Consider the following 23,457-nt stretch of genomic DNA (forward strand, 5'->3'; position numbering starts at 1 on the left):
GTGCGAAGCAGGGGCAAATTATTGCAAGATGATTTGTTCTACTTAAAGCACGAGCACGTGATATGTACATTTGAGATGAAAGAGATGATTGAAGCAACAGACTTTAGAAATGCAATGTCTTTACTCACCACAGCAGTGAATGTTATTACGACTGCGAGTAAAGCAGGTATGCATGGATTTACTGCATCTGCCGTATGTAGCGTGACGGATACACCGCCAACGTTATTGGTCTGTATGAATCAATCCTCCCGTTCACATGCCCATTTTGTTGAAAATAAAGTCTTGGCTGTAAACGTACTAAGTACTCAGCATGAACAGCTTTCAAATGCTTTTGCTTCAAGTAAATTCAGTTCTGAAGAGCGTTTCAACTTAGGTGAGTGGAGTGCGTTGGAAACTGGTTCACCTATTTTGCAAGATGCCTTGGTCAGTTTTGACTGTGAAATTCAGGACATTCAGCAAGTGGGTACACACAGTATTTTCATGTGTCGTGTGCTTCAAGTTCAACAAAGCGATCAAGAAGAAAGCCTGGTGTATTTTAACCGTGCTTATCATCAAGTGGGTCAGTTGGAACACGCTTAATTCAACGCCTTAATCCTTTCATTTTTTAAAGTTAGTCTATTGTGGAACTTATAACCTTTTTAGTCATCGGTGCTTTTGCTGGTTTTGCAGCAGGGCTGTTTGGTGTCGGCGGTGGTACGATTATTGTGCCACTGCTTTTTATTGTCTTTACTCAAATGGGTTATGACCCCGATGTGGTTATGCACCTCGCATTAGGCACATCTTTAGCAACCATTGTTGTTACTTCGATTAGCTCATTGATGGCGCATCATAAAAATGGGGCTGTGATTTGGTCGGTATTTAAAAATCTAGCACCACCCATGGCGATTGGTTGCTTTTTTGGGGCGGGTATTGCAGGCTTGATATCAGGATTACATCTACAAATCATTGTTGGCTTATTTCTGATTTGGGTTGCCTATACCATGTTTACAGGTGCCAAAAAAGTAATTGATCCAACGAAAACTTTACCTTCATCAGGTCAACAAATTGCTGCTGGTAGTGTGATTGGAGTTGCATCAGCAATCTTTGGGATTGGTGGCGGTAGCCTGACGGTTCCGTACCTGAATCGCTATGGTGTGGTCATGCAGAAGGCGGTTGGAACATCTGCGGCATGTGGACTCCCCATTGCTGTTGCTGGTGCATTAGGTTTTATTATTTTTGGTATAAATGCTGAGATTAATGTACCTAATACCATTGGTTATGTGCATATTTATGCATTTATTGGCATTAGCATCATGAGTTTCATTACGGCTAAGTTTGGTGCGAAGGCGGCACATGCTTTATCACCAGCAATGTTAAAGAAATGCTTTGCAGTTTTATTGGTCATTGTAGCAAGCTTCTTCCTTGTGAAGGGATTAATTTAATATTGGACTTCGCATAAGAGATTTTATGCTAAATGTAATTTTAAAGACTTATTTCATGACTATATTTATTTACTAAATTTAACCAGGCTTTTGTTGCATGAGAGATCTCTAATCCTTTATGCCAAGCCATATGTAATTGCCAGGTCATATCATCACTATTGAAGTATATTTTTTTTAAGTTACTAAATTTTCTACAGTAAATTTCTGGAAGAATAGCTATGCCCATATTTGCCTCTACCATTTTTACTATGAAATCCCATTGGCTACTTTTACAGACAATATTAGGTTCAAATCCTGCTTTTTGAGCTTCACTTAATATGATGGGGGTTAAACTGAAATCATCTGTATAAAATATAAAATTCTCATTTTTTAAATCATCAAAATTAATTTTCTCGTATTTCGTTAAATGTGAATCTTGTTTTGCTAATAAGCATAAAGGGGAATTTAATATTTTTATTGAGTACAGATCACTATGTGGATTTCCTAAAACTATTCCTACATCAATTTTTTTATTCACTAAGGCTTCTTCTATTTTTAACGAGCCTACTTCCAAAAAATTCAGCTTAATTTCAGGATAATTTCTATGATATCGCGCAATCAAACGATGCATTAAAATTGCACCTAATGGAGGTAAACCTAGACTCAATTCTCCTGCTTTGAGAGATCTTATATTTTGAATACTGTCTAGCATATCCTCATGTTGCTGCAATATAGATAGTGCATGTTTATAAACATGTTCCCCTATAAAGGTCAGTTTAACGTGACGTTTCCTATACCCAGTGATGAATAATTTTTCACCAATTTGTTGTTCTAATTGTTGTATAGATTTACTTATCGTTGGTTGTGTATAGCAGAGTTGTTCAGCGGCTGCTGAAAAACTACCTGATTTAACTACTTGTACAAAAATTCTAAGAAGCTTCAATTCCAAAATCAAAATATTCCTATTATGAATAATATTTATAGAATTATTCATAATAGGAAAATAATTAAAAGAATACAATTATATTTATTTAGGAAGACTTAGCTATGTGGAAATTCACACGATTCTTTTTACAATTGTCCTTGATAATGATTTTTTGGGGGTTAGGAGGGGGTATACAACATCTTTTTCATCTTAAAATTAGCGGTGATATTATAGGGTTAATATTATTACTATTTTTCTTATTAACCGGTTTTCTAAGGCTACAATCAGTTGAAATTGCCGGAAAATTTTTAATTCAGCACCTAGTACTATTTTTTATCCCTTGTGTAGTTGGATTGATCCAATTTAAAGAGCTATTTATTTTCTATGGATTTCAGGTAATTATTACTGTAGTTCTTAGTACTATCTGTGTCCTTATTAGCACTGCATATAGTGTTTATTGGGGGATTAGACTAGAAGGTCAATTTGCTAAGGAAAAAAACGAATGTTAAGTATAATTTTTTTATTACTTACGGTATTTGGCTACATTGTTTTCCTACGCATTTACCATAAATTTCCTAATATGTTATTAGCACCAGGTATCGCAGTACCACTCATCCTAATTATATTATTGTACGTGCTACAGGTTAAATACCAGCAATATATGCAATTTAACCAAGGTCTAGTTTGGATGATCGGACCAACTACTGTAGCTTTTGCTCTCCCTATTTATGAATATAAACATATTCTTACTAAACATTTTATTTCTATTAGCTTAGGGATTGTATTTGGTATGTTAAGTGGTGTGTTGAGTTCATACGCCTTAGCTCAGTATTTTTCTTTAGATAGAACACTAACACTTAGTTTAATGACCCGTTCTATTTCAACTCCATTTGCAATGGAACTCGCAAATCAAATTAATGGATCGATTGAGTTATCTATTTTATTTACTATGCTGACTGGAATTGCAGCAGTTTTAGTAGCTAATTTAGTTTTTGGACTTATTAACTTAAAGAATAATGTCGCACAAGGTGCAGCACTAGGAAATGCAGGTCATGGTTTTGGAACAGTAAAAGCTTTTTTGCGTCATACAGATGAAGGAGTAGCAGCATGTTTATGCATGATCTTATCTGGAATTTTAATGGTATTTGTTGGTCCCTATTTGATATTGATGCTGATTTAAGGCCTAGCTATAGAGATTAAGCAGTATAGAGAGTTATAGATTTCTCAGAAATAAGAAGTATTAAATATTTATAAAATTGACATAATTATATTAAGTAAATTCTAAAGCATGGCTTTCAGCCATGCTTTTCTTTATCAAAAAAGTATAGCTGAATGATTACGAGCCAAATCGCATACAATACCTATCATTAAACTTAATGCAATAATTAAATGATAGTAATAGACCTCTTGCGAAAGTCGTTATTACAAGTTCATTCGGTTTACCAGTGCAGCGATTAAGTTAGCCACTGATGTATCTGGCTGCTGGCATTGCTGAATAAGTTGATGTTTAAATTCAGCCGTGAAGGTTCGACGGGGCTTTTTTAGCATTGGTGTGCTGTCTATAACTGTCTTTAAATCCATAAATAGGTGTCCACTTAAAGTTTAGTGGACACTATCGTGGTATTCATGAGTGAGAAAAAGTGGGGCTCAGCGGACGCTTACTTTCATCTTGAGAGAGTTGGGTGTATTTCTTCATTGCGTGCTTTCCAATTGCGAGTGGCTTTGTTGCATAAACATTCAAAAGCTGAGTTTTCCCCAATCCATTCAAATTTAAGTGACAACTTGGGTGTGAGGTCTACCTAATTCCGTAAATCTATTCAGAACTGCCACACGCGCATGAACTTCATTGACCTGACTTTGAAAATGTCTTGCCGTCAGCTTATCTCCTAATAATTTGATGCAATGCATCTTGGTTTCCACCAAACTGCGACGGTGATAGCCCGACCATTTTTTCCATAGGGTTCTGCCTAAATGCTTAACCGTTTGAAGTAACTCATTTCGTTCTATTGAACTGATTTTAGAATCTTTCCAGGGCTTGGCATTCTTCCTGGGTGGAATTACTGCATGTGCTTGACGATCTGAAATCACTTGTCTGCAGCACTTCGTGTCGTACGCCCCATCGGTATAGACAGAATCTATTCGCTCATTTGGTGGGATTTGATCCAGTAAATCACCTAGTACTTGTGAATCACTGACATTATTTGTCGTAAGCTGAACGGCACGTATTTGCAGTGTTTCAGCATCTATACCAATATGCAGTTTACGCCATTGCCGACGGTATTCAGGCTGATGTTTCTTACGCTTCCATTCACCTTCACCTAAAAATTTTAAACCCGTAGAGTCGACGAGTAGGTGTAACCCATCACGACTTTTCTGATAGCTTATCGCAATATCAATATGCTTTTGTCGTCTACAGAGGGTGGAGTACGAATATCACTGATATTCGGGGCTGCTCAGCCACAGAGTTTAATCAGGCTTTGAGCAAAGCCAGTGACCATACGTAAAGAAAGACGGAATAGAGATTTGATCATTAAACAGCATTGAATCGCTGTATCGGAATAAGTTTGATTTCGTCCGTGCTTGCCTTGTGGTTGTGCATACCATTGGGTCTTAGGATCAAACCAGATTGAAATATTTCCTCGCTTGATTTAAGCTTGGTTATACGAGGACCAATTGGTTGTACGGTAAGTTTTAGGTGCAGGCTTCTTCATCTGGAAATTATATTGCTAAAGAAGCCCTCAAGAATAGCTTTGTGCAACAAAGCCATTGCGAGTTGAAAAAGTCTAATGATTCTACGAATACACCTAACTTTTTCACCTAACTACAAATGTGTCGCACTTGTGATTTGAATCCGCTATTTTCAAAATCTGTCTTTCAGCTCGTTATGCAACAAAGCCGAACCGAATTAAAAATAGGAATGTGCTTCAGCTGATGCTTGCTCATTTCTTTATTTTTAGTAATTGAGGTGAACATACTGTCAGTACATGGTAGTTATAAGTAACGTGTAACTTTGTTTGCACAAAGATTTGAGTTCTGCCAAGTGATGGATTGATTTGTACTTAAAATTTTAAGCTTATCCACTTGCTTTGCAAGCCACTACACTTTATTTACAATCCTATGTTGTGGAAGTAAGGGATCTTGTACTCGCCCAGTATGTTCAACTTGATTATATCTAAAGGACTATTAGGCTTCAATCAAATCAATTTTCCAATTATTCGACTGAATTAACACATTTAAATCACGTAATTTAAGACTAATATCATCAGCTTGTTTTTGTAATGATGAAACTGGAATAACTTTATGCCACTTTATTTCCCGCGTACTATAACGATCAGATTCACGAGATGTATTACTTATTGCTGCAGTTAGGGTTTTGTGCTGTTCTACAAATTCATCACGCAAAGACAATAAAGCAAGTAGAGAACGACCATCATTTAATTTTGTTAAAGCATTAGTTTCATGAATTGCATAACTTAATTTTTGAAATTCTTGAATTAAAGAAAATACTTGTTTTAATAGTTCATTAGGATCTTCAGATGGTTTATCACCATCTTGTACCAATACATTTGCATTGATACGTTGTTTTAGTGAAATAATTTTTTTTTGTTGATCACTTCGAAGTAAGAGAGCTTCTGCTAATTTCATTTTTCACCTATTAACCAATTAGAATTAAGTTTTAAGCAGCTAAGTAATTTCACAAATACTATATCCTCATTCTTTAAAGATCAAAACAATTGATTTTTTATAATTTTCAGAGGTAGAAGTCTTATATTTTGTCATTAGTCGAAGCTCAGAATTAAGCTAAAGGCCTTTTTCAGATGCAGAATCCTTTATCTGATCCTAGACAGTATTGTGGACAGTCGATCCCTCTAAATTCTTACAATATTTTTGTTCAAAGGCTTCAGGACTTAACCAGCCATTTGCAGAATGTCTTCTGATTCGATTGTAATAAATCTCGATATAGTCAAACAAGACAGCATTCGCTTCTTTTCGAGTGGCAAACACACGCCATAGATTACATGACCTTTCAATGTATGAAAGAAGCTTTCAGTCACTGCATTGTCCCAACATGAGCAGTGTACTGCGCAAGACTGCGTGACATACTTTGAATACAGTTATTCGTCAATAATAGTGCTCTAAAAGCACGACTACAGTACTGACTGCCTTGGTCAGAATGAACCATAACTCCTGTTGAATAAGCTTTTCATGCGCCAAGGTTGGTCCGAAACCATGCAGTTGATCAGAAACAATATTGAGGCACTTGAGTCTGAGTTCTTAAGAAAGCCTGGAATTGCTGGTTTGGCCACGACCCGTATGGGCTAATGCAGCTGGACCTTGAACTTTGTATTTCTGCAGTAACCGGGTAATTTGACGGGTGGAAAGATTCAGGATTTCAGCAGCACGAATCTGGGTAATATGATGATCTCGAACGTCTTGCAGTTCTGCAAGACGTTGAATTTCTTTGTCAGACATAGTGATCAGCATCTATATTTTATATCCAGTCCATGGTGATAAAAACCATCATAAACTAGACATTTTTATTGGTGAGAATATAGACACTTTAAATGGGTTCTAACACACTGTGTTATTCACCAATTAAAATGTCTATGCGATAAACCATTTAAAATGTCCTGTTTTTAACTAAAAGAGTCAAGCACAGGATTTAACTTTCTTTGTTCAATAACAGCTTTCTGAGCTTTACGACTCGGCATACTTTTCTTGAGACGGGAACGTTTATTCTGTTTTTCCAACTCTTCATGCTGTTGCTGAATATGTGCCAGAACTGTACCTAACCGTTTATTCTCAACGATCTCATTCTGCTGTAGCCCAGCTAATTTATTGAAAATGCTGTAGTTGAGCTTTCGTCCCTCGTGCATGAGGGCCACAGTCCCATCCGGGTACTCCAGAAATGAAATATATTGCCCAACAAGCTTATGATTCAGCTCTATCGGTTCAAGCAGATAAATACATTTGTCATAGGTCAGGGTCAGATTCTTGGTGACCTTACGCGGTTCCTGCCAGGTAAAAATATCATCCAGTTCAAGATGAGATTCGGTTAATGGCCGATGTAAATTCTTTGAGTTTCGCGCACACTTGGCAAACTTCTGATTGAAATGCTCAATAAAGCAGGGCAGCCAGGCATTTGCCTCGGCAATTGAACAGATACCTTCTAGGCGCATTTCCTTGATCAGGCGATCCTGGAGTGTTCTATTGGCACGTTCCACACGGCCTTTGGCCTGGGGTGAGTTGGCGAAGATAATATCAATATTTAACTCATTCAGAATCCGCCCAAATTGCGTGATCTGGCTATCTTGCCTGGATTTCTGGTTGACTCTAAATACCGAGTGTTTATCGCTATAAAAGGCCAAGGGCTTGCCGTATTGCTCAATGTAGGCTTGGGTTGAAAGCATATAGTCAAAGGTCGTTTCAGCCTCACAAAAGCGTAGATGCAACAGCTTGCCGGTAGCATCATCGATATAAACCAGCAAACAGCATTTGGTGGCTCTTCCTTCAAACCAGTCATGATATGAGCCATCAATCTGGATCAGCTCACCGAAGCAATCACGGTTATAGCGTGGCTGGTATGGGCGTTTTAGACGTTTGGATCGCGGAATCCAAAGGTCATTTGCAGTCATCCAGCGCCGAACCGTTTCTACCGGGATATTCAGGCCAAACATGCTGCTGAGCTTCTCATGAGCCAATGTAGGACCAAAGCCAAGTAAATGTTCAGAAATAATGGAAAGACATTCTGATTTTAACAGGACGTCATGGCGACGATGACCCGGTTGACCACGACTGGCATGTGCCATACCTGAGACACCATCTTGATTGAGCTTCTGCAATAACCGGGTAATTTGACGGGTGGAAAGATTCAGGATTTCAGCAGCACGGACCTGGGTAATACGATGATCTCTAACGTCTTGCAGAACTGCAAGACGTTGAATTTCTTTATCAGACATAGTGATCAGCATCTATATTTTATATCCAGTCCATGGTGATAAAAACCATCATAAACCAGACATTTTTATTGGTGAGAATATAGACACTTTAAATGGGTTCTAACACACTGATTTCGTATAATATTGATTATGTTAAGCGAAGTATACCAAACAATAACTTCATATATCCCTTACACTCACCTGATTTCAATAAGTTAAAGTACTATCCTTTAATTAGATAAATATGATATGTTGAATTAAATTTTAATTCATAAACTTCATCATGTTTGAACTAAAAACAATTCGATTGACAAAAAAAGGTTCAACTAAAAAACAACTAATATTATTGTTTCACCTCAACTCGTACTGTCCCTGTCTATACCCATTGTTGTTCTCAATGAAAGTTTTACGCTTTCAAAGGGCTTTGTTGCACAAAGATTTGAAATGCAAAGCGCCCCTAATTGAGCCAAATTTAAGGCGTAACTTGGGTAAATGGTCGACCTGATTCCGTAAATCTGTTGAGGACTGCTACACGTGCATGAATTTCATTCACTTGGCTATCAAAACTCCTTGCGCTGAGTTTATCTCCTAATAATTTAATGCAGTGCATCTTAGTTTCAACCAACTTCGCCGATGATAGCCTGACCATTTTTTCCATAGTGTCCTGCCTAAACGTTTAACTGTTCGAAGTAATTCATTTCGTTCTAGCGAGCTACTCTTTGTATCTTTCCATGGTTTCGCATTTTTTCTAGGTGGAATCACCGCATGCCCTTGCCGATCTGCAATGACCTGACGGCATTGCTTGGTGTCATAAGCTCCATCGGTATAAACAGAGTCAATCCGCTCATCTTGTGGAATCTGATTAAGTAAATCACCAAGCACCTGTGAATCACTGACATTATTGGTTGTAAGCTGAACTGCTCGTATTTGCAGGGTTTTGGCATCTATACCAATATGTAGTTTACGCCATTGGCGACGATATTCAGGTCCATGTTTCTTGCGCTTCCATTCGACCTCACCTAGAAACTTCATGCCTGTAGAGTCCATGAGTAGATGCAGCCCATCGCTACTTTTTTGGTAGCTGATTGCAATATCAATATGCTTTTGTCTTCTACAAAGCGTACTGTACGAATATCACTGATATTCGGGGCTGCTCAGCCGCAAAGTTTAATCAGACTTTGCACAAAGCCAGTAACCATACGTAAAGACAGACGGAATAAGGATTTAATCATTAAGCAGCATTGGATGGCTGCGTCGGAGTAGGTTTGATTTCGCCCTTGTTTGCCTTTTGATGGCGCATACCATTGCGTAGCAGGATCAAACCAAATGGCAATATTTCCGCGACTCATGAGTGCTCGGTTATATGCGGGCCAATTGGTTGTGCGGTAGATTTTGTGTGTAGGCTTCTTCATTTGAAAATTATATCGCTGAAAAAGCCGTTACAGATAGGTTTGTGCAACAAAGCCCTTAGTTGAAAAAAATTTTAGATTTCATGCTCACACACCACCTAAAACAAAAAATATCTGATTGATTTTACAGGCTTTTAATTTAAGGTTTTATTCTACCCACTCGCAATATCAATGTTTAGTATCACGACTCACTAACTCATTAACTAAATATGGAGCAGTACGGCTATCTTGATTTTCTGTTATTTGTTTTGGTGTTCCTGCCACAACAATATTCCCACCAGCATTTCCAGCACCTGGTCCCACATCAATCACCCAATCTGCTTGTGCAACGGCACGCATATCATGCTCAATCATAACCACGGTATTACCCGCATCGACTAATCGCTGCAATTGAACTAACAATCGATCTACATCTGATGGATGCAAACCTGTAGTTGGCTCATCAAGTATATACAGTGTATTTCCACGCTGATTGCGTTGCAGCTCGGTCGCCAATTTAATACGTTGCGCTTCTCCACCAGATAGTTCAGTCGCTGGTTGCCCTAAACGTAAATAACCAAGGCCAATTTCCTTTAATAATTGTAGTGAACGAGCAATCGAGACCTCTCCATCAAAAAAATCACGTGCTTCATTGACGGTCATTCCTAATACTTCAGCAATATTACGTCCATTCCAGCGAATTTTCAGAGTGTCATCATTATATCGAGCACCATGACATGTCGGACAAGGGGCATATACACTTGGCATAAACAATAATTCTACACTGACAAAGCCTTCACCTTCACAAGTTTCACATCGCCCTTTAGCCACATTAAACGAAAAACGTCCAGCATCATAATGAGCTTGGCGAGCTTCAGGAGTCCCAGCAAATAACTTTCTAACATGATCAAATAAACCCGTATAAGTTGCCAGATTAGAACGTGGAGTACGGCCAATTGGTTTTTGATCAACCTGTACCAGACGCTGTATAGCCTCCACATCACCAGCCAGAGAACCCTGTGTAACCTCGGTAACCAACATTCCTTCATTTAACGGATTATTTTCATTATTGTTTTCAGTTTCAGATTCATTGCCTAAATATGAAAGTACTAACTCGGGTAAAGCTTGAGAAACGAGACTAGATTTACCTGAACCTGAAATACCTGTAACTGCTGTAAGTACACCAAGAGGTATACGAGCATCAATATTATGCAGGTTATGTCGGTAAATATTGTTAAGTTCAAGCCAACCAGAGGGTGTACGTCCATAACTTTGAGTAACTGGGATTTTATTAAATAAATAACTTGCAGTACGTGAAGCTGAAATCTCACTTAAACCCTGAGGTACTCCACTATATAAAATATTACCACCTTGCTCTCCTGCATCTGGTCCAACATCCACTAACCATTGAGCACGACGCATGAGCTCTAAATCATGCTCTACAACAAATACGGAGTTTCCAGCGTCTCTTAATTTATCGAGAGAATCATATAATGACTGACTATCTGAAGGATGTAATCCAGCAGACGGTTCATCCAGTACATAAACTACACCAAATAGCATAGAACTTAATTGTGTTGCTAAACGCAAACGTTGTAACTCTCCCGCTGAAAGAGTCGGTGTGGCTCTATCTAATGTTAGATAACCAAGACCTAACTGGCGTAATTGATTTAAACGCCCCACCACACCATTTGCTAAACGCTGGGCAGCAATTTTCTTTTCATCTGAAAGTGCTGACGTACGTCTTACATCTGGAGATACAGAATGCACTGCTCTACCTGTTGTTGCTCGTTCGGATCTATCAAGTTGGGTTACTTTATTATTAGTCTTTTCTCCAGCATCATGAGCGTCGAAATTGCCAAGAACAATGGGCTCAAGCAGGCAAGTTAACTTATCCAAAGAAAGTTGCATAAACTCACCAATATCTACTCCAGCAAAGGTAATAGATAAGGCTTCTGGTTTAAGGCGTTTACCATGACAGGAAGGGCATATTTTTCCTTCCATAAAACGTGAAACACGTTTTTTCATCAACGTACTTTGGGTATTAGCAAAAGTATGAAGGACATAGCGACGAGCACCAGTGAAAGTGCCCATATAGCTGGGTTCTAGTTTACGTTTAAGTGCAGATTGAGTCTCAGCGGGGCTTAAACCAGCATAGACAGGAACTGTTGGGGTTTCTTCAGTAAATAAAATCCAGTCTCTATCCGATTGCGGTAAATCTTTCCATGGTCGATCAACATCATACCCTAGGGTTACTAGGATATCGCGTAAGTTTTGCCCGTGCCAAGCAGGTGGCCATGATGCGATAGCTCTCTCACGAATACTGAGTGTTGGGTCAGGAACCATTGTCGATTCTGTAACTTCATAAATGTGACCTAAACCATGACAGGTAGGACAAGCACCTTGAAGAGTGTTCGGTGAAAAGTCCTCGGCATATAACATTGGCTGATCGGCAGGATATGCACCAGCACGCGAATAAATCATTCGCACGAGACTTGATAAAGTTGTTACACTTCCAACAGAAGAACGGGTATTACTTGCACCACGTTGTTGTTGCAATGCTACTGCTGGTGGTAGACCATCAATAGCATCAACATCTGGTACTCCGGCCTGATCTATTAAGCGTCTTGCATAAGGTGCAACAGATTCGAAATATCTTCTTTGTGCTTCAGCAAAAATAGTTCCAAAAGCAAGTGATGATTTTCCTGAACCCGATACACCTGAGAAAACAACAAGTGCATTTCTTGGGATAGAAACATCTACATCCTTAAGGTTATGCTCACGTGCACCTCGAACTTCAATACAATTATTAGATAAAGTAATGTTATTGTGTTCACCAAAAGAATGTATTTTCATGTTTCTACGAGCCTGTAAATTATTTTGTGTAAGTCTCATTTTTTATAAATGATCTTTTAATCGATCATCGAACTGAATCGTAAACCAATTCATTGCTAAACGCCAATTTTGAATTGGCATGGTCCATTTTTTAGCAGCATTTGAAGTTGCTAAATAAATGACCTTTTTCACTGAATCATCAGAAGAGAAGATCTTTCTCTTTTTAGTTGAATGGCGGATCACGCTATTCAATGATTCAATTGCATTTGTTGTATAAATCGCATGACGTATTTCAGCAGGATAGCTAAAGATCGTTCGGATATTTTCCCAATTTGCCCGCCAGGATTCTCCAATTTTTGGATACTGAACCGTACCGGGTTTGTCGGAGACCAACTTTCCTGCGATGAGAAGCGCATCGCTTCGCAAGGGAACATCGAGCAAAACGAGATCTACATGATTTTCATCATGCTAAGCAAATCAAACGAATTTGGAAAGAAAGTTCGGGCCGGTATGGCGTTCGTAAAGTCTGGCAACAACTGCAACGAGAAGTTATGTTATTGCGCGCTATACAGTTCTCGATTGATGCAAAATCTTGAAATACAAGGTGTATGGCGTGGTAAGAATACAGATATGGTGCTTGATGCGCTGAGTTATGTGTCGTCTTTTGAGCTTGAAGCAATGTACGATTATAAGATTAACCCGTTAGGTCAGGTGGCCTAACTTAAATAAAAGTCTCCGACAAACCCGGTACGGTTCATTGCAGATCGGCAAGGGCATGCGGTGATTCCACCTAGAAAAAATGCGAAACCATGGAAAGATACAAAGAGTAGCTCGCTAGAGCGAAATGAATTACTTCGAACAGTTAAGCGTTTAGGCAGGACACTATGGAAAAAATGGTCAGGCTATCATCGGCGAAGTTTGGTTGAAACTAAGATGCATTGCATCAAATTATTAGGAGATAAACTCAGTGCAAGGAGTTTTGATAGCCAAGTGAATGAGATCCATGCACGTGTAGCAGTCCTTAACAGATTTACGGAATTAGGTCGACCACTTACCCAAGTTACGCCTTAAATTTGGCTCAATTAGGGGCGCTTTGCATTTCAAATCTTTGTGCAACAAAGCCGATCGAAATGATAAAGTCATAAATTGCTTTTCAAAAAAAAAGAAACTAATATGTTTCTTACAGAACCTAAAAGCAATAAATGCATCTACAATGAATAAGTCTTTACTTCAGCAAATCAAAAAAAGACGAACCCAATTGGGCTTAAAGCAAGTTGATATGCAATCCCGTACAGGCATTTCAAGACAGCAGTACCAAAAACTGGAAAGTCAGGGCAACCCTCGATTAGAGACCTTAGAAATTATAGCGGCAGGATTAAATGCTCAACTGATGCTCATCCCTGATGATAAGGTTCATTTGATCAGACAATTATTGAATGATGAAATTAAAGTCACTATTGAAGATCAGGATGACTTAATGACTAACCCATGGAAGGGTCTTCTCGGAGGAGAGGAACCATGAATACTGTTGCCGTCCTGAAATTAACATTACATCACGGTATCGTTGGATACTTGGCAGGATTTCAGAGCGGAAAAAATATTCTGGTTTTTACAGATTCTTTCCGCTCTGATCAGCAACGCCCGACCTTGAGCCTGCTGACTTCCCCCTTGTATCCTCAAGTGGATAAAATTTTAGAAAAGACCTATGTTACACATCAGCGTTTACATCCCTTGCTATCAAACTTGCTACCAGAAGGTGCATTACGCGAACTGATTGCACAAAGCCTCAAAGTACATATAGACAATGAATTTCAGTTATTGGCAGCTTTAGGTCATGATTTACCTGGAGCACTCATTGCGACTCCATTAGATCCAGAAGAAATTCCAGATGAAATAAAATTCAAACTGCAGATCTCTAATCCAGATCAGATCTTAAAGCAAGAGATTCGAACAGATAATAAGTTTTCCTTGGCCGGCGTCCAAATGAAGTTTTCCATGAAAGCCAAAGATGGGCGTTTTACACTAGTCCAGGCAACGGAATCGTCTCTACTCGGGGACTGGATTATCAAAACTCCTTCTTCCAGACATGCTTTTGTTCCGCTAAATGAATATTCTATGATGAGCCTTGCCAAAATGGTCGGAATAGATGTCCCTGAGATTCGCTTGGTGGATATGGCACTCTTACAAAACCTTCCACCATTAAATTTACCCCAAGAGCAATATGCTTTTGCAATCAAAAGATTTGATAGACAGAGTACTGCTGATACTACAGAGCTTATTCACATCGAAGACTTTGCTCAGATCTTCGGTGCATATCCACAGCAGAAATACAGCACCACAAATTATGAGCAGATAGGAAAGATCATTTATCAATTTTCAGATAACAAAATTCTTGATATTCAGCAATTTGCCAGCCGCTTACTTGTCAACATTTTGCTCGCCAATGGAGATGCACACTTAAAAAACTGGAGTATGATTTATCAGGACAAAAGAACACCAAGATTATCTCCCGCATACGATATATTGATGACTAGTGTATATATTGAAAATGAGCTTCATTTCGCATTGAATCTTGCCAAAAATAAAGATTGGTATTTAGCTGAGATGAAACACTTTGAACAATGGGCTGAAAAAGTCGGTGTTCCATGGCGTGTTATTGAAAAACAACTTCACGCCATTATGGACAAAGCACGGTCAGTATGGCCAGCGCTATTACTAGACTTACCTATGATTTCTGTTCATAAAGAAAAATTAAGAGAACATTGGAAAAAATTGCATCCAGACTTTCAGATACTTACAGATGATTAGAGGAAACCTGTAACCAAGCTAAAATTTCTCAAACAATTTCATCACATCATTTTCCGTCAGTTTCGCTTCTCCCTCATGATCTGTGCTTAGAATAGACTGTGCCAGTTCTGCTTTATTCTGCTGCAAGGCAATAATTTTTTCTTCTATGCTTTTATTGGTAATCAGCTTATACACAAATACCGGCTTGTCCTGTCCAATCCGCCATGCACGATCTGAAGCTTGATCTTCAGCAGCAGGGTTCCACCATGGATCATAGTGAATGACCGTATCTGCGGCAGTTAGATTCAGACCGACCCCTCCTGCTTTCAGACTGATTAAAAATACCGGCACTTGTCCAGACTGAAATGCTGTAATGACTTCATCTCGCTTTTTGGTCTTTCCAGTCAGCTTCACATAGCCAATTTCTGCGTGATAGAGCTGTTGTTCAATCAGTTCCAACATTGAGGTAAACTGAGAGAAAATAAGAATTTTTCGTCCCTCTTCCACCATTGGAACAACCATATCCATCAACTGTTCAAGTTTGGCAGAATACGCCTGCCCGGTTTTAACTGAATCCAGTTTCAGCAAGCTAGGATGACAACAGACCTGACGCAGCTTCAGCAAGGCATCTAAAATTTGGATTTGACTACGCTTAAAGCCTTTTTCTGCCACAATTTTCTGAATATTTGCCTGCATCGTGGCGCGAACAGCCTCATATAGCTTGGATTGCTGCTCATTCATGTCAATATTGACTTCAATCGTGGTTTTTTCAGGCAATTCCTTGGCAACGTCAGTTTTCAAGCGACGTAAAATAAAGGGTTTAATGCGGTTTACCAACTTTTGCCTTAACTGCTGATCGCCGCGTTTTTCAATAGGATAGCGGTACTTTTTATTAAAGATTTCTTGTGAATATAAAAATCCTGGCATTAGAAAATAAAATAGTGCCCACAGCTCACCCAAATGATTTTCCATAGGTGTACCAGTTAGACATAGACGATGTCGCGCTGTTAATTGCCGTACTACCTGTGCAGCTTTGGCACGCGGATTTTTAATATTCTGCGCTTCATCCAGAATGAGTTGATGATATTCATATTGCTTCAGTTGCTCTTCATCTCTCGCCAAGAGCGGGTAGGTGGTTAACACAATGTCATAGTGTGAAATCTGCTCAAAATACTGATGGCGGTCGGGGCCTTGTAGCAGCAGTACCTTGAGCTCAGGGGTAAATTTTTCCGCTTCTTTGAACCAGTTATGCATCAGCGATGTGGGTGCAACAATTAAGGCGGGTCTGTCCTGCAAATGACCAGCCTGCTTTTCCATGAGTAAGTGGGCTAAAGTTTGTGCTGTTTTACCCAAACCCATATCATCCGCCAGAATCCCGCCATGCTGGGTTTCCCTTAAAAACTGTAACCAGCCTAGGCCCTGCTGCTGGTATGGACGTAATTCCCCCTGAAAACCTTGTGGTGTCGGCAGTTGTTGCTGATAGCCTTGTTTGAATTTCTGCGCAAATTGCTGCAGGCGATTACTGACCTGCCACACCATCCCCAGATGATGCTGTAATTCTAATAGTTGACTCGCATCATAGCGATCTATGCTACGCTCTTCTTGCTGTAAAATGCTCTGCAGATGCAACAATACCGGCTTAATGTCCTTTGCGGATAAAGCCAAATCTGGTTGATCCGCTGCAGTTTTCAGGGTGAAAATTTGACTGTCATTCAGATGACCAAAAATCCGTGGATCAAGTAAATCAGGCTGTTCTTTCACCAAAGCCACAAGTGCATCGAGTAAATCATAGCTATTGCCTGCACTGTCCTGAACGGTCGCCCCGATATTGAACCAGTCTTGTTGGCTTTCAGATTCAGTGATGGAAATATTTAAATTTTCAACATATTGCAGCTTAAATGGGCTGTGTTCCAGATGCTCTATCTGCCATCCAATCAATTCAATTTGATTGATGGGCATCAGCTGTTTGATCCAGTCTCCATAGAACGCAAAAACCATAGAATCAAGACGTTGTTTATCCAGTTTTAATTGCTGGTAATAATTAAGATCTTTCACCCACTTCAGTGATTCGACCAATAGCTGTAAACGCTGGATTGACTGTTGTTCCTGAACTAAGTCCCGAAGCTGTCGCACCATTTTGCCATGCTGCTCACCAATAAAACTGTCACCTGATGTACCTGCTTTTATTCGTCCGCCTACATAGGAGAATTCAATTTCGGCACAAACAGACTCTTCCCATTTCCAATCAAATTTATCTAAAACACCGAAGCGTAAAATTGGCTGGGGACTTCCCTCAAGGACATCAATATGCTGAATAGACTCGGGCTGAGGCAGATTTTTCACGTCTGAATATTGATGAGTCAGTTTCTCAAACTCTGGCAAGAGCATAGATGGAAGATCAGGCATCTGTAAAAAATGGTACAGAAGATTTGCCGTATATTCACCATATAACTGGCCCACCGTGTTCTGTTGAATATCCACATAACATGGGGGATGGCTCGCGAGAATCTGAATATGTGGATTTGATTTCAAATCGAGTCGAATATCACCATTGACCAATTCAATGTTTAAATGCTCTGTCTGTTTGTTTACACCTTGTTGCCAGATCAGTTCGATGTGATAGCCTTGTTCTGACCATTGAAGTGCAGTATGGCTCTTTTTTTGCCAGTACACATCGCCACTTTGAATAAAAGATTTGAAATGTTCCAATAAAATTCTGGAGATATCAAGATTGCTTTGATAAAAGCGTTCGTCACTGTTTATTTTGGCATAATAATAAATCTGGTTAAATAATTGTCGTTTTTGTTCAGGTAAAGTCAGATGCTTTCTGGTGATATTTTCATATTGGGTATAATAACTTTCCCCCGCAATTGAGCCGTTTTTATTGCGTCTGGCCTTCTGAACATCAACTGTCAATTTCTTTAAGCTGACAGACTGATCTAGCAGGTAAATTAAATAATTGTTTGTTTTGACAGATTGCTCTGGTTCAGTCTGTTGTAAATACCGTTTAAAATCATTCAACCAGCGCTGCGCCTGATCATCCCCCCGTTGGCGTTTTGCGATTCCCTGCGAGGATTGAGATTCAGCATAACGCTGTTGAAATTCCTGACGATATTCTTGAAAGAATAATCGCGCTAAAGCAGCAGCATGTTTACAGTTATATCCAACCGGACAAGTGCAGTCGTCATCGATTAAACGGTCTTTTTTAAGATTATAGGTAATCGCGGTATCGTAATAATCTGTCCCTTCAATTTGAGCATACATCGTGACATCATCATTTTCTTCAAAGAACTCAATTGTTTCTCTATCAATGTGTTTAGCATAGCTCAGACTGCGCTGAAGAGTTGCAGTACTAAAGCGAGATAGAAAATTGATCAATGAGGACATAATTACCAGAAACCAAAAATGTTTATACAATTATAACGGACAAAGCTGTCATTTCAGAACAGTAGTGCTCGCCAACGTATCAAAAGGAAATAAATCCATGCTCAAAAACTTAATGTTTACTACAATGGATGGGGTGAATATTGGCTTTGGGGTACATTGGTCTCCTCAACCGCAATCACAGGTCGGCCATTAATCGCCTTTGAATACAGTGCAGAAGCGATCAGTAAAGGTTTAGAACTTTCCTGCACATCAAATGGATATCATGGGTGAGGCACTGAATATTCCTCGACAAGCTCTTGTGAAACTTGGTACTCAGGAAGCGGAACTTTGTGTCCAAGAAGTCGATGAAATTATTGGCTCGATTTGTAAGGTTGCAATCCGATTCAGCAATATCGCTCATGACCTATTACCTGGACAAATTCAAGCAGAGACTCTCCAACTGATCCAAAATAGGATTGAGCATAATATTCATTTATTGCACTAAATAGCCTTCACAAAGCTTCTATGAAGGGCTTACTCTAACCGTTGTTTTATCACGGCATAAGCTACACCAGTCACCACACTTCCAATCGCAATCGCCAATAAATATTTTAATGGATAATTCATCGCATTCGGAATGATCAGTACCATTACACCGCCATGAGGAGTGACTAGTTCACATTTAAATAATGCAACCAAAGCCCCAGTTACAGCACCACCTGCGATCGCGCATGGAAGCACTCGAATCGGGTCTTTGGCAGCAAACGGAATAGCCCCTTCCGAAATGAAACATAGGCCCAGAACTACAGCAGCCTTCCCTGCATCTTGCTCAGGTTTGGCAAATTTATGCTTTGCCAGAAAAGTTGCAATTGCCATACCCAATGGCGGTACCATACCCGCAGCCATGGTAATCGCCATCGGTCCGTATGTTTGTGACGTAAGTAAGCCCACCGTAAAGGCATAAGCCGCTTTATTTATTGGCCCCCCAACATCAATACACATCATACTCCCAAGGATAATCCCCATGATCATGGCATTGGTCGTCCCCATATTGGCAAGGAAGTGTGTGAGTAATTCAAACAATTGTGCAACAGGCTGTCCAACCACATAAATCATGATTAAACCAACAGCTAAACTCGCTAATAGTGGAATAATCAAAATTGGTTTTAATGCTTCTAGGCTACTTGGGAGTTTAAGCTGTTTCGATAAAAATAACGCAATATAACCTGCAATAAAACCTGCAACTAATCCACCGAGAAAGCCTGCCTCTAATTGTGTTGCAAGTAAACCGCCAATCAAACCTGGAGTTAAACCCGGACGATCCGCAATAGAATAAGCAATGTAACCTGCCAGCATAGGTACCATAAGAGTAAATGCTGCAGCACCTATTTGCTTTAAGGATGCGGCAAAGCTTCCTTCAACAGGGTTGAGGCCAAACATAAACGAGATGGCAATGATCAAACCGCCCGCCACCACCATCGGCAGCATGAAAGACACCCCTGTTAAAAGGTGTTTATAAATTCCAGTTTTTTCTTTGTTTTCATTTTCTGTCTTAGTGGCTGTTTGCTTACCCGTTTCAAGCACTTTGGCTTCAGCAATTGCATTTGCAAAAGTCTTATCCGTTTGCTTAAGAGCAAATCCTGTACTGCAGCGATATACACGTTTGCCTACAAAGCGATCTGTATTGACCTCAATATCCGTTGCTAAGATCACGACATCTGCTTTGGCAATACTTTCTGCCGATAAAACATTTTTAGCCCCAACCGATCCTTGGGTTTCAACATCAATCTGATAACCGTACTTTACTGCACCTTGTTGTAAGGCTTCGGCCGCCATAAACGTATGCGCAACACCAGTTGGACATGCTGTAATGGCGACAAACCGTGTAACCCCTACATTGGCTGCAATAGTTTCATCTAAAGCATCTGAATGCTCAAGAACTTGTTGCAAAAGCATGATCGCATCGTGTTGTGCGTTATTCAAACCAATGACTTTCACAACCTTGTCACGCAGTTGATCCGCTTCTGCCGACTTCTGTCCTACAAAAACAACCGTATCAATAACATTTGATAAATCGAGATGCTCGACTGATGTCGCCACATGATTGGAAATACCAAGTGCTGTCGCTGCTTTGGACAGTTTTTTGGACAAAATCACTGCATTAATCGGCTGCTCGGGACTATGTGGCACAAATAAAATATGTTTTATCTCTGGCATCGTATTAACTCAATGATTGGACTGAGATTTGCGATTTCAAATCTTCAATAACAGCAAAGTCTGGAAGGGCAAACCCAATTTGGGTCACAGCATTGCTCGCAATTGCGGTTGCTGTTTTCAATGTTTCTTCTGGGGAAGTTGAACTCAACAACCCATGAATCATACCTGCCAGCAAAGAATCTCCCGCACCCACAGTACTTTGGACGGTGACCTTCGGTGCAGTAGCATGCAGGGGGTGCGTGCGGTGAAGCCAGTTCACCCCGTTTTCACCCATCGAGACCACAATATGTTCGATCTGACTATTTAAACTGGCAAAAAGATGCTGCTGTTCTGCAAACGTTTCTGCTGGCAAATGGTAAGTTTCCGTCAACTCATCTGTATTAGGCTTAATCAACCAAGGATGGGCAGCAATTGCTGCTTTCAACGCAACACCACTGGTATCTACTGCGACTTTTTTACCCGCAGACTGTAACCATAAAATCAGTGTCGAAAGCTCTTCTGCAGAAAACCCTTGTGGCAAACTGCCAGCAATCACAATCACATCAACCTCTAAAATCAGTTGAGATAAACGTTCACATAGTTGTTGTTTTGCTGAGGTATCTACAAAAAAGCCCTTGCCATTGATGTCAGTCATCTGACCAGAAGCTTCTGCAACTTTAATGTTTTGTCGTGTTTCACCTGCAACATAAATAAATTGGTTATCAAATTGCTCTTGCTGGATATGATGGTCAAAAATTTGACGGTTTTCTTGCCCCAAAAAGCCACTCACAATCAGTTCATGTCCCAAATCCTTAAGGACCTGTGCCACGTTTAAGCCTTTACCTGCTGCATGGCTTTGGGCCGTTAACTGACGATTGACCTCGCCAACTTTTAGTTGATCCAATTGCACGGTGAGGTCAATTGCAGGATTCAGAGTAATGCTTAATATCTTAGCCATTCGTAATTACTCCACCAATGCACGTACGGCAGACGCACTGTCACAACTTAAGGCTTGCTGTGCGACCTGTTTGCAATTTATATAGTTCAAACCACGAATTTGCGCCTTCACCAATGGAATACTGGTACTCGACATACTCAACTCATCCACGCCCAAGCCTATCAATACAGGCACAGCTTTTGGATCAGCAGCCAATTCACCACAAATGCCCACCCATTTACCATGCTGATGTGCTGCCCGAACAGTTTGATCAATCAATAGCAAAATACTCGGATGTAAGCCATCAGCTTCAGCAGACAACAGTGGATGACCACGGTCAATCGCCAGAGTATATTGAGTCAAGTCATTGGTTCCAATACTAAAAAAATCAACTTCTTGAGCAAGAATTGGAGCCAACAATGCTGCCGCAGGAACCTCAATCATAATACCGACTTGTAAGTTTTCACATGGATGCTGTATGCGAACCTCATCCAAAATTGCTTTTGCTGCTCGCCATTCTTCAACCCGCCCAATCATCGGAAACATAATTCTTAATGGGCGATTATCCGCTGCTTTAAGTAAAGCAACCAATTGCTGACGTAACAACTCTGGCTTACGTAAAGTCAGACGAATACCACGTAAGCCCAAGAATGGATTTTCTTCCTTTTCAATAGGCAAATACGGCAAAGGTTTGTCCCCGCCCACATCAAGTGTACGTACCACCAATGGACGACCTGCCAAAGCATCTAACACCACCCGATAATCGGCTTCCTGTGTAGCCTCATCAGGCGCACTGCTGTGTGACATAAAGACCAATTCTGTGCGTAGCAAACCAATTGCTTCTGCCCCATCGGCCACAGCCTGTATCGTAGCGCCCACTTTGCCAATATTGGCTGCGATTTCAACTTGATGTTGATCCAGTGTGATGGCAGGTTCTAAACAATGCTGTTCCGCTTGTTCTCGCAACTCACGCTGGCGTTGGCGCTCTGCAATGGCATGATCAATCTGATTTTGCTCGGGTGAGACCACATACTCCCCAGTATCCCCATTAATTAGCACGGTGGCATGGTTCTCAATATTTAAAACAGCTACACCTGCACCTACGACTGCTGGAATAGCCAGAGCACGTGCCACAATAGCACTATGGGCACTCGCTCCACCAACCGCGGTCAAAATGCCTGCAACACGATCTTTATTCAGACGCGCTACATCACTCGGGCCAACATCATGCATAATTAAGATATAAGGTTGCTCGGGTTCTGTGACATCGGCCACACCGCACAAAACAGCCAAAACTCGCTCACCAATATCCCTTAAATCAGCCGCACGCTCTGCAAGTAAACGATCGCTAAGTGCAGCCTGTGCGGTAGCAGCCACTTCAATATGATCATGCCAAGCTGCAGCAGCAGACAACCCCTGTTTTAAACCGCGTTGTACACTTTGGAGGAGGTCTGGATCATCCAGCATTTCCAAATGTGCCATGAATATCTGCTTAATGGCAGTAGATTCAGTATGTGCAATGAATTGACGTAAGCTATTTTTCACCTGATGAAGCGCAATTTCAAGCTTTTCATTCTCAGCTTTAAAACTCTGTCCGCGACGTTCATAACTAAATTCGCGTGGCTTCACCACATGAGCAGGACCAAAAGCAAGGCCAGTTGATGCCGCAATACCGCAGCTACCC

General features: G+C 40.3%; 13 protein-coding genes and 10 pseudogenes. 10 read left to right on the plus strand and 13 right to left on the minus strand.

The genetic code is table 11. The features are described 5' to 3' along the window. Nucleotides 1-84: 84 nt before the first annotated feature. Nucleotides 85-579 (plus strand): flavin reductase, encoded by a 495-nt coding sequence (locus tag AC3IT7_RS15275; protein WP_005093807.1) that lies wholly within the window; start codon nt 85-87, stop codon nt 577-579. Between the two features lie 41 nt (nt 580-620). Next, nucleotides 621-1,421: a sulfite exporter TauE/SafE family protein gene (locus AC3IT7_RS15280; RefSeq protein ID WP_005093808.1), complete on the plus strand. Its 801-nt coding sequence runs from the start codon at nt 621-623 to the stop codon at nt 1,419-1,421. Nucleotides 1,422-1,461: 40 nt separating this feature from the next. Here the strand turns inward: AC3IT7_RS15280 and AC3IT7_RS15285 are convergent, their stop codons facing one another. Further along, a complete protein-coding gene (locus tag AC3IT7_RS15285; RefSeq protein ID WP_035337435.1) occupies nt 1,462-2,349 on the minus strand; it encodes a LysR family transcriptional regulator in 888 nt (295 codons plus the stop codon). Between the two features lie 98 nt (nt 2,350-2,447). Between AC3IT7_RS15285 and AC3IT7_RS15290 the strand changes: the two genes are divergently transcribed. Both AC3IT7_RS15290 and AC3IT7_RS15295 read left to right on the plus strand, forming a co-directional pair. After that, nucleotides 2,448-2,834, plus strand: coding sequence for a CidA/LrgA family protein (locus tag AC3IT7_RS15290; protein ID WP_005093813.1), 387 nt, complete (start codon nt 2,448-2,450; stop codon nt 2,832-2,834). After that, entirely contained in the window at nt 2,828-3,505 is a 678-nt protein-coding gene (locus AC3IT7_RS15295) for an LrgB family protein (RefSeq protein ID WP_074382655.1), read from the plus strand. The genes AC3IT7_RS15290 and AC3IT7_RS15295 overlap by 7 nt, the downstream gene beginning before the upstream one ends. Nucleotides 3,506-4,095: 590 nt before the next feature. Here the strand turns inward: AC3IT7_RS15295 and AC3IT7_RS15300 are convergent. The 8 genes and pseudogenes from AC3IT7_RS15300 to AC3IT7_RS15335 all read right to left on the minus strand — a co-directional run. After that, a pseudogene (locus tag AC3IT7_RS15300) lies at nt 4,096-5,036 on the minus strand (IS5 family transposase). A 472-nt stretch (nt 5,037-5,508) separates the two neighbouring features. Next, nucleotides 5,509-5,970, minus strand: a complete 462-nt coding sequence (locus AC3IT7_RS15305) for a DIP1984 family protein (RefSeq protein WP_004733111.1) — start codon at nt 5,968-5,970, stop codon at nt 5,509-5,511. Between the two features lie 195 nt (nt 5,971-6,165). Then, nucleotides 6,166-6,529 (minus strand): annotated as a pseudogene (locus AC3IT7_RS15310) (IS3 family transposase); the annotation flags it as partial. Then, nucleotides 6,523-6,798, minus strand: a pseudogene (locus AC3IT7_RS15315) (helix-turn-helix domain-containing protein); the annotation flags it as partial. The pseudogenes AC3IT7_RS15310 and AC3IT7_RS15315, both read right to left, overlap by 7 nt. A 164-nt stretch (nt 6,799-6,962) precedes the next feature. Continuing rightward, the gene (locus tag AC3IT7_RS15320) at nt 6,963-8,297 is read right to left on the minus strand and encodes an ISNCY family transposase (protein WP_489250029.1); all 1,335 of its coding nucleotides are present in this window, start codon (nt 8,295-8,297) and stop codon (nt 6,963-6,965) included. 439 nt (nt 8,298-8,736) lie between these two features. Next, a pseudogene (locus tag AC3IT7_RS15325) lies at nt 8,737-9,676 on the minus strand (IS5 family transposase). Nucleotides 9,677-9,841: 165 nt separating this feature from the next. Beyond that, nucleotides 9,842-12,508, minus strand: a complete 2,667-nt coding sequence (locus tag AC3IT7_RS15330) for an excinuclease ABC subunit UvrA (RefSeq protein ID WP_005100732.1) — start codon at nt 12,506-12,508, stop codon at nt 9,842-9,844. Nucleotides 12,509-12,550: 42 nt separating this feature from the next. After that, nucleotides 12,551-12,853: pseudogene (locus tag AC3IT7_RS15335) on the minus strand (transposase); the annotation flags it as partial. A gap of 62 nt (nt 12,854-12,915) precedes the next feature. Between AC3IT7_RS15335 and AC3IT7_RS15340 the strand changes: the two are divergent. The 4 genes and pseudogenes from AC3IT7_RS15340 to AC3IT7_RS15355 all read left to right on the plus strand — a co-directional run. After that, nucleotides 12,916-13,111: pseudogene (locus tag AC3IT7_RS15340) on the plus strand (IS3 family transposase); the annotation flags it as partial. A gap of 132 nt (nt 13,112-13,243) precedes the next feature. Continuing rightward, nucleotides 13,244-13,558 (plus strand): annotated as a pseudogene (locus AC3IT7_RS15345) (transposase); the annotation flags it as partial. Between the two features lie 142 nt (nt 13,559-13,700). Beyond that, entirely contained in the window at nt 13,701-14,009 is a 309-nt protein-coding gene (locus AC3IT7_RS15350; RefSeq protein WP_004282130.1) for a helix-turn-helix transcriptional regulator, read from the plus strand. After that, on the plus strand, nt 14,006-15,295 hold the full coding sequence (locus tag AC3IT7_RS15355; protein ID WP_004282132.1) for a type II toxin-antitoxin system HipA family toxin: 1,290 nt from the start codon (nt 14,006-14,008) through the stop codon (nt 15,293-15,295). Before AC3IT7_RS15350 ends, AC3IT7_RS15355 begins: the two co-directional genes overlap by 4 nt. 18 nt (nt 15,296-15,313) lie before the next feature. Here AC3IT7_RS15355 and AC3IT7_RS15360 read toward each other — a convergent pair whose 3' ends face one another. After that, nucleotides 15,314-18,661 (minus strand): DEAD/DEAH box helicase, encoded by a 3,348-nt coding sequence (locus AC3IT7_RS15360; RefSeq protein WP_005093800.1) that lies wholly within the window; start codon nt 18,659-18,661, stop codon nt 15,314-15,316. A 156-nt stretch (nt 18,662-18,817) separates the two neighbouring features. On the opposite strand from AC3IT7_RS15360, the pseudogene AC3IT7_RS15365 reads away from it, so the two are divergent. Together AC3IT7_RS15365 and AC3IT7_RS15370 are read left to right on the plus strand one after the other, a co-directional pair. Beyond that, nucleotides 18,818-18,904 (plus strand): annotated as a pseudogene (locus AC3IT7_RS15365) (serine/threonine protein kinase); the annotation flags it as partial. Nucleotides 18,905-18,908: 4 nt separating this feature from the next. Next, nucleotides 18,909-19,145 (plus strand): annotated as a pseudogene (locus AC3IT7_RS15370) (hypothetical protein); the annotation flags it as partial. Between the two features lie 29 nt (nt 19,146-19,174). Here the strand turns inward: AC3IT7_RS15370 and AC3IT7_RS15375 are convergent. From AC3IT7_RS15375 to ptsP, 3 genes and pseudogenes are all read right to left on the minus strand, one after another. Next, nucleotides 19,175-20,857 carry a fructose-specific PTS transporter subunit EIIC gene (locus AC3IT7_RS15375; protein WP_004733119.1) on the minus strand — a complete coding sequence of 561 codons (1,683 nt, stop codon included), beginning with the start codon at nt 20,855-20,857 and terminating at the stop codon, nt 19,175-19,177. 4 nt (nt 20,858-20,861) lie between these two features. Continuing rightward, a complete protein-coding gene (pfkB, locus tag AC3IT7_RS15380) occupies nt 20,862-21,794 on the minus strand; it encodes a 1-phosphofructokinase (protein ID WP_004282140.1) in 933 nt (310 codons plus the stop codon). A 6-nt stretch (nt 21,795-21,800) separates the two neighbouring features. Further along, nucleotides 21,801-23,450 (minus strand): annotated as a pseudogene (ptsP, locus tag AC3IT7_RS15385) (phosphoenolpyruvate--protein phosphotransferase); the annotation flags it as partial. Nucleotides 23,451-23,457: the final 7 nt, after the last annotated feature.

The organism is Acinetobacter sp. KH_038, assembly GCF_057839405.1.

Excerpts from the sequence above, each read along its gene's own strand:
- AC3IT7_RS15275 (WP_005093807.1), top strand. The coding sequence starts at position 85 with ATGATTGAAGCAACAGACTTTAGAAATGCAATGTCTTTACTCACCACA.
- AC3IT7_RS15290 (WP_005093813.1), top strand. The coding sequence starts at position 2,448 with ATGTGGAAATTCACACGATTCTTTTTACAATTGTCCTTGATAATGATT.
- AC3IT7_RS15295 (WP_074382655.1), top strand. The coding sequence starts at position 2,828 with ATGTTAAGTATAATTTTTTTATTACTTACGGTATTTGGCTACATTGTT.
- AC3IT7_RS15305 (WP_004733111.1), bottom strand. The coding sequence starts at position 5,970 with ATGAAATTAGCAGAAGCTCTCTTACTTCGAAGTGATCAACAAAAAAAA.
- AC3IT7_RS15320 (WP_489250029.1), bottom strand. The coding sequence starts at position 8,297 with ATGCTGATCACTATGTCTGATAAAGAAATTCAACGTCTTGCAGTTCTG.
- AC3IT7_RS15330 (WP_005100732.1), bottom strand. The coding sequence starts at position 12,508 with ATGAAAATACATTCTTTTGGTGAACACAATAACATTACTTTATCTAAT.
- AC3IT7_RS15350 (WP_004282130.1), top strand. The coding sequence starts at position 13,701 with ATGAATAAGTCTTTACTTCAGCAAATCAAAAAAAGACGAACCCAATTG.
- AC3IT7_RS15355 (WP_004282132.1), top strand. The coding sequence starts at position 14,006 with ATGAATACTGTTGCCGTCCTGAAATTAACATTACATCACGGTATCGTT.
- AC3IT7_RS15360 (WP_005093800.1), bottom strand. The coding sequence starts at position 18,661 with ATGTCCTCATTGATCAATTTTCTATCTCGCTTTAGTACTGCAACTCTT.
- AC3IT7_RS15375 (WP_004733119.1), bottom strand. The coding sequence starts at position 20,857 with ATGCCAGAGATAAAACATATTTTATTTGTGCCACATAGTCCCGAGCAG.
- pfkB (WP_004282140.1), bottom strand. The coding sequence starts at position 21,794 with ATGGCTAAGATATTAAGCATTACTCTGAATCCTGCAATTGACCTCACC.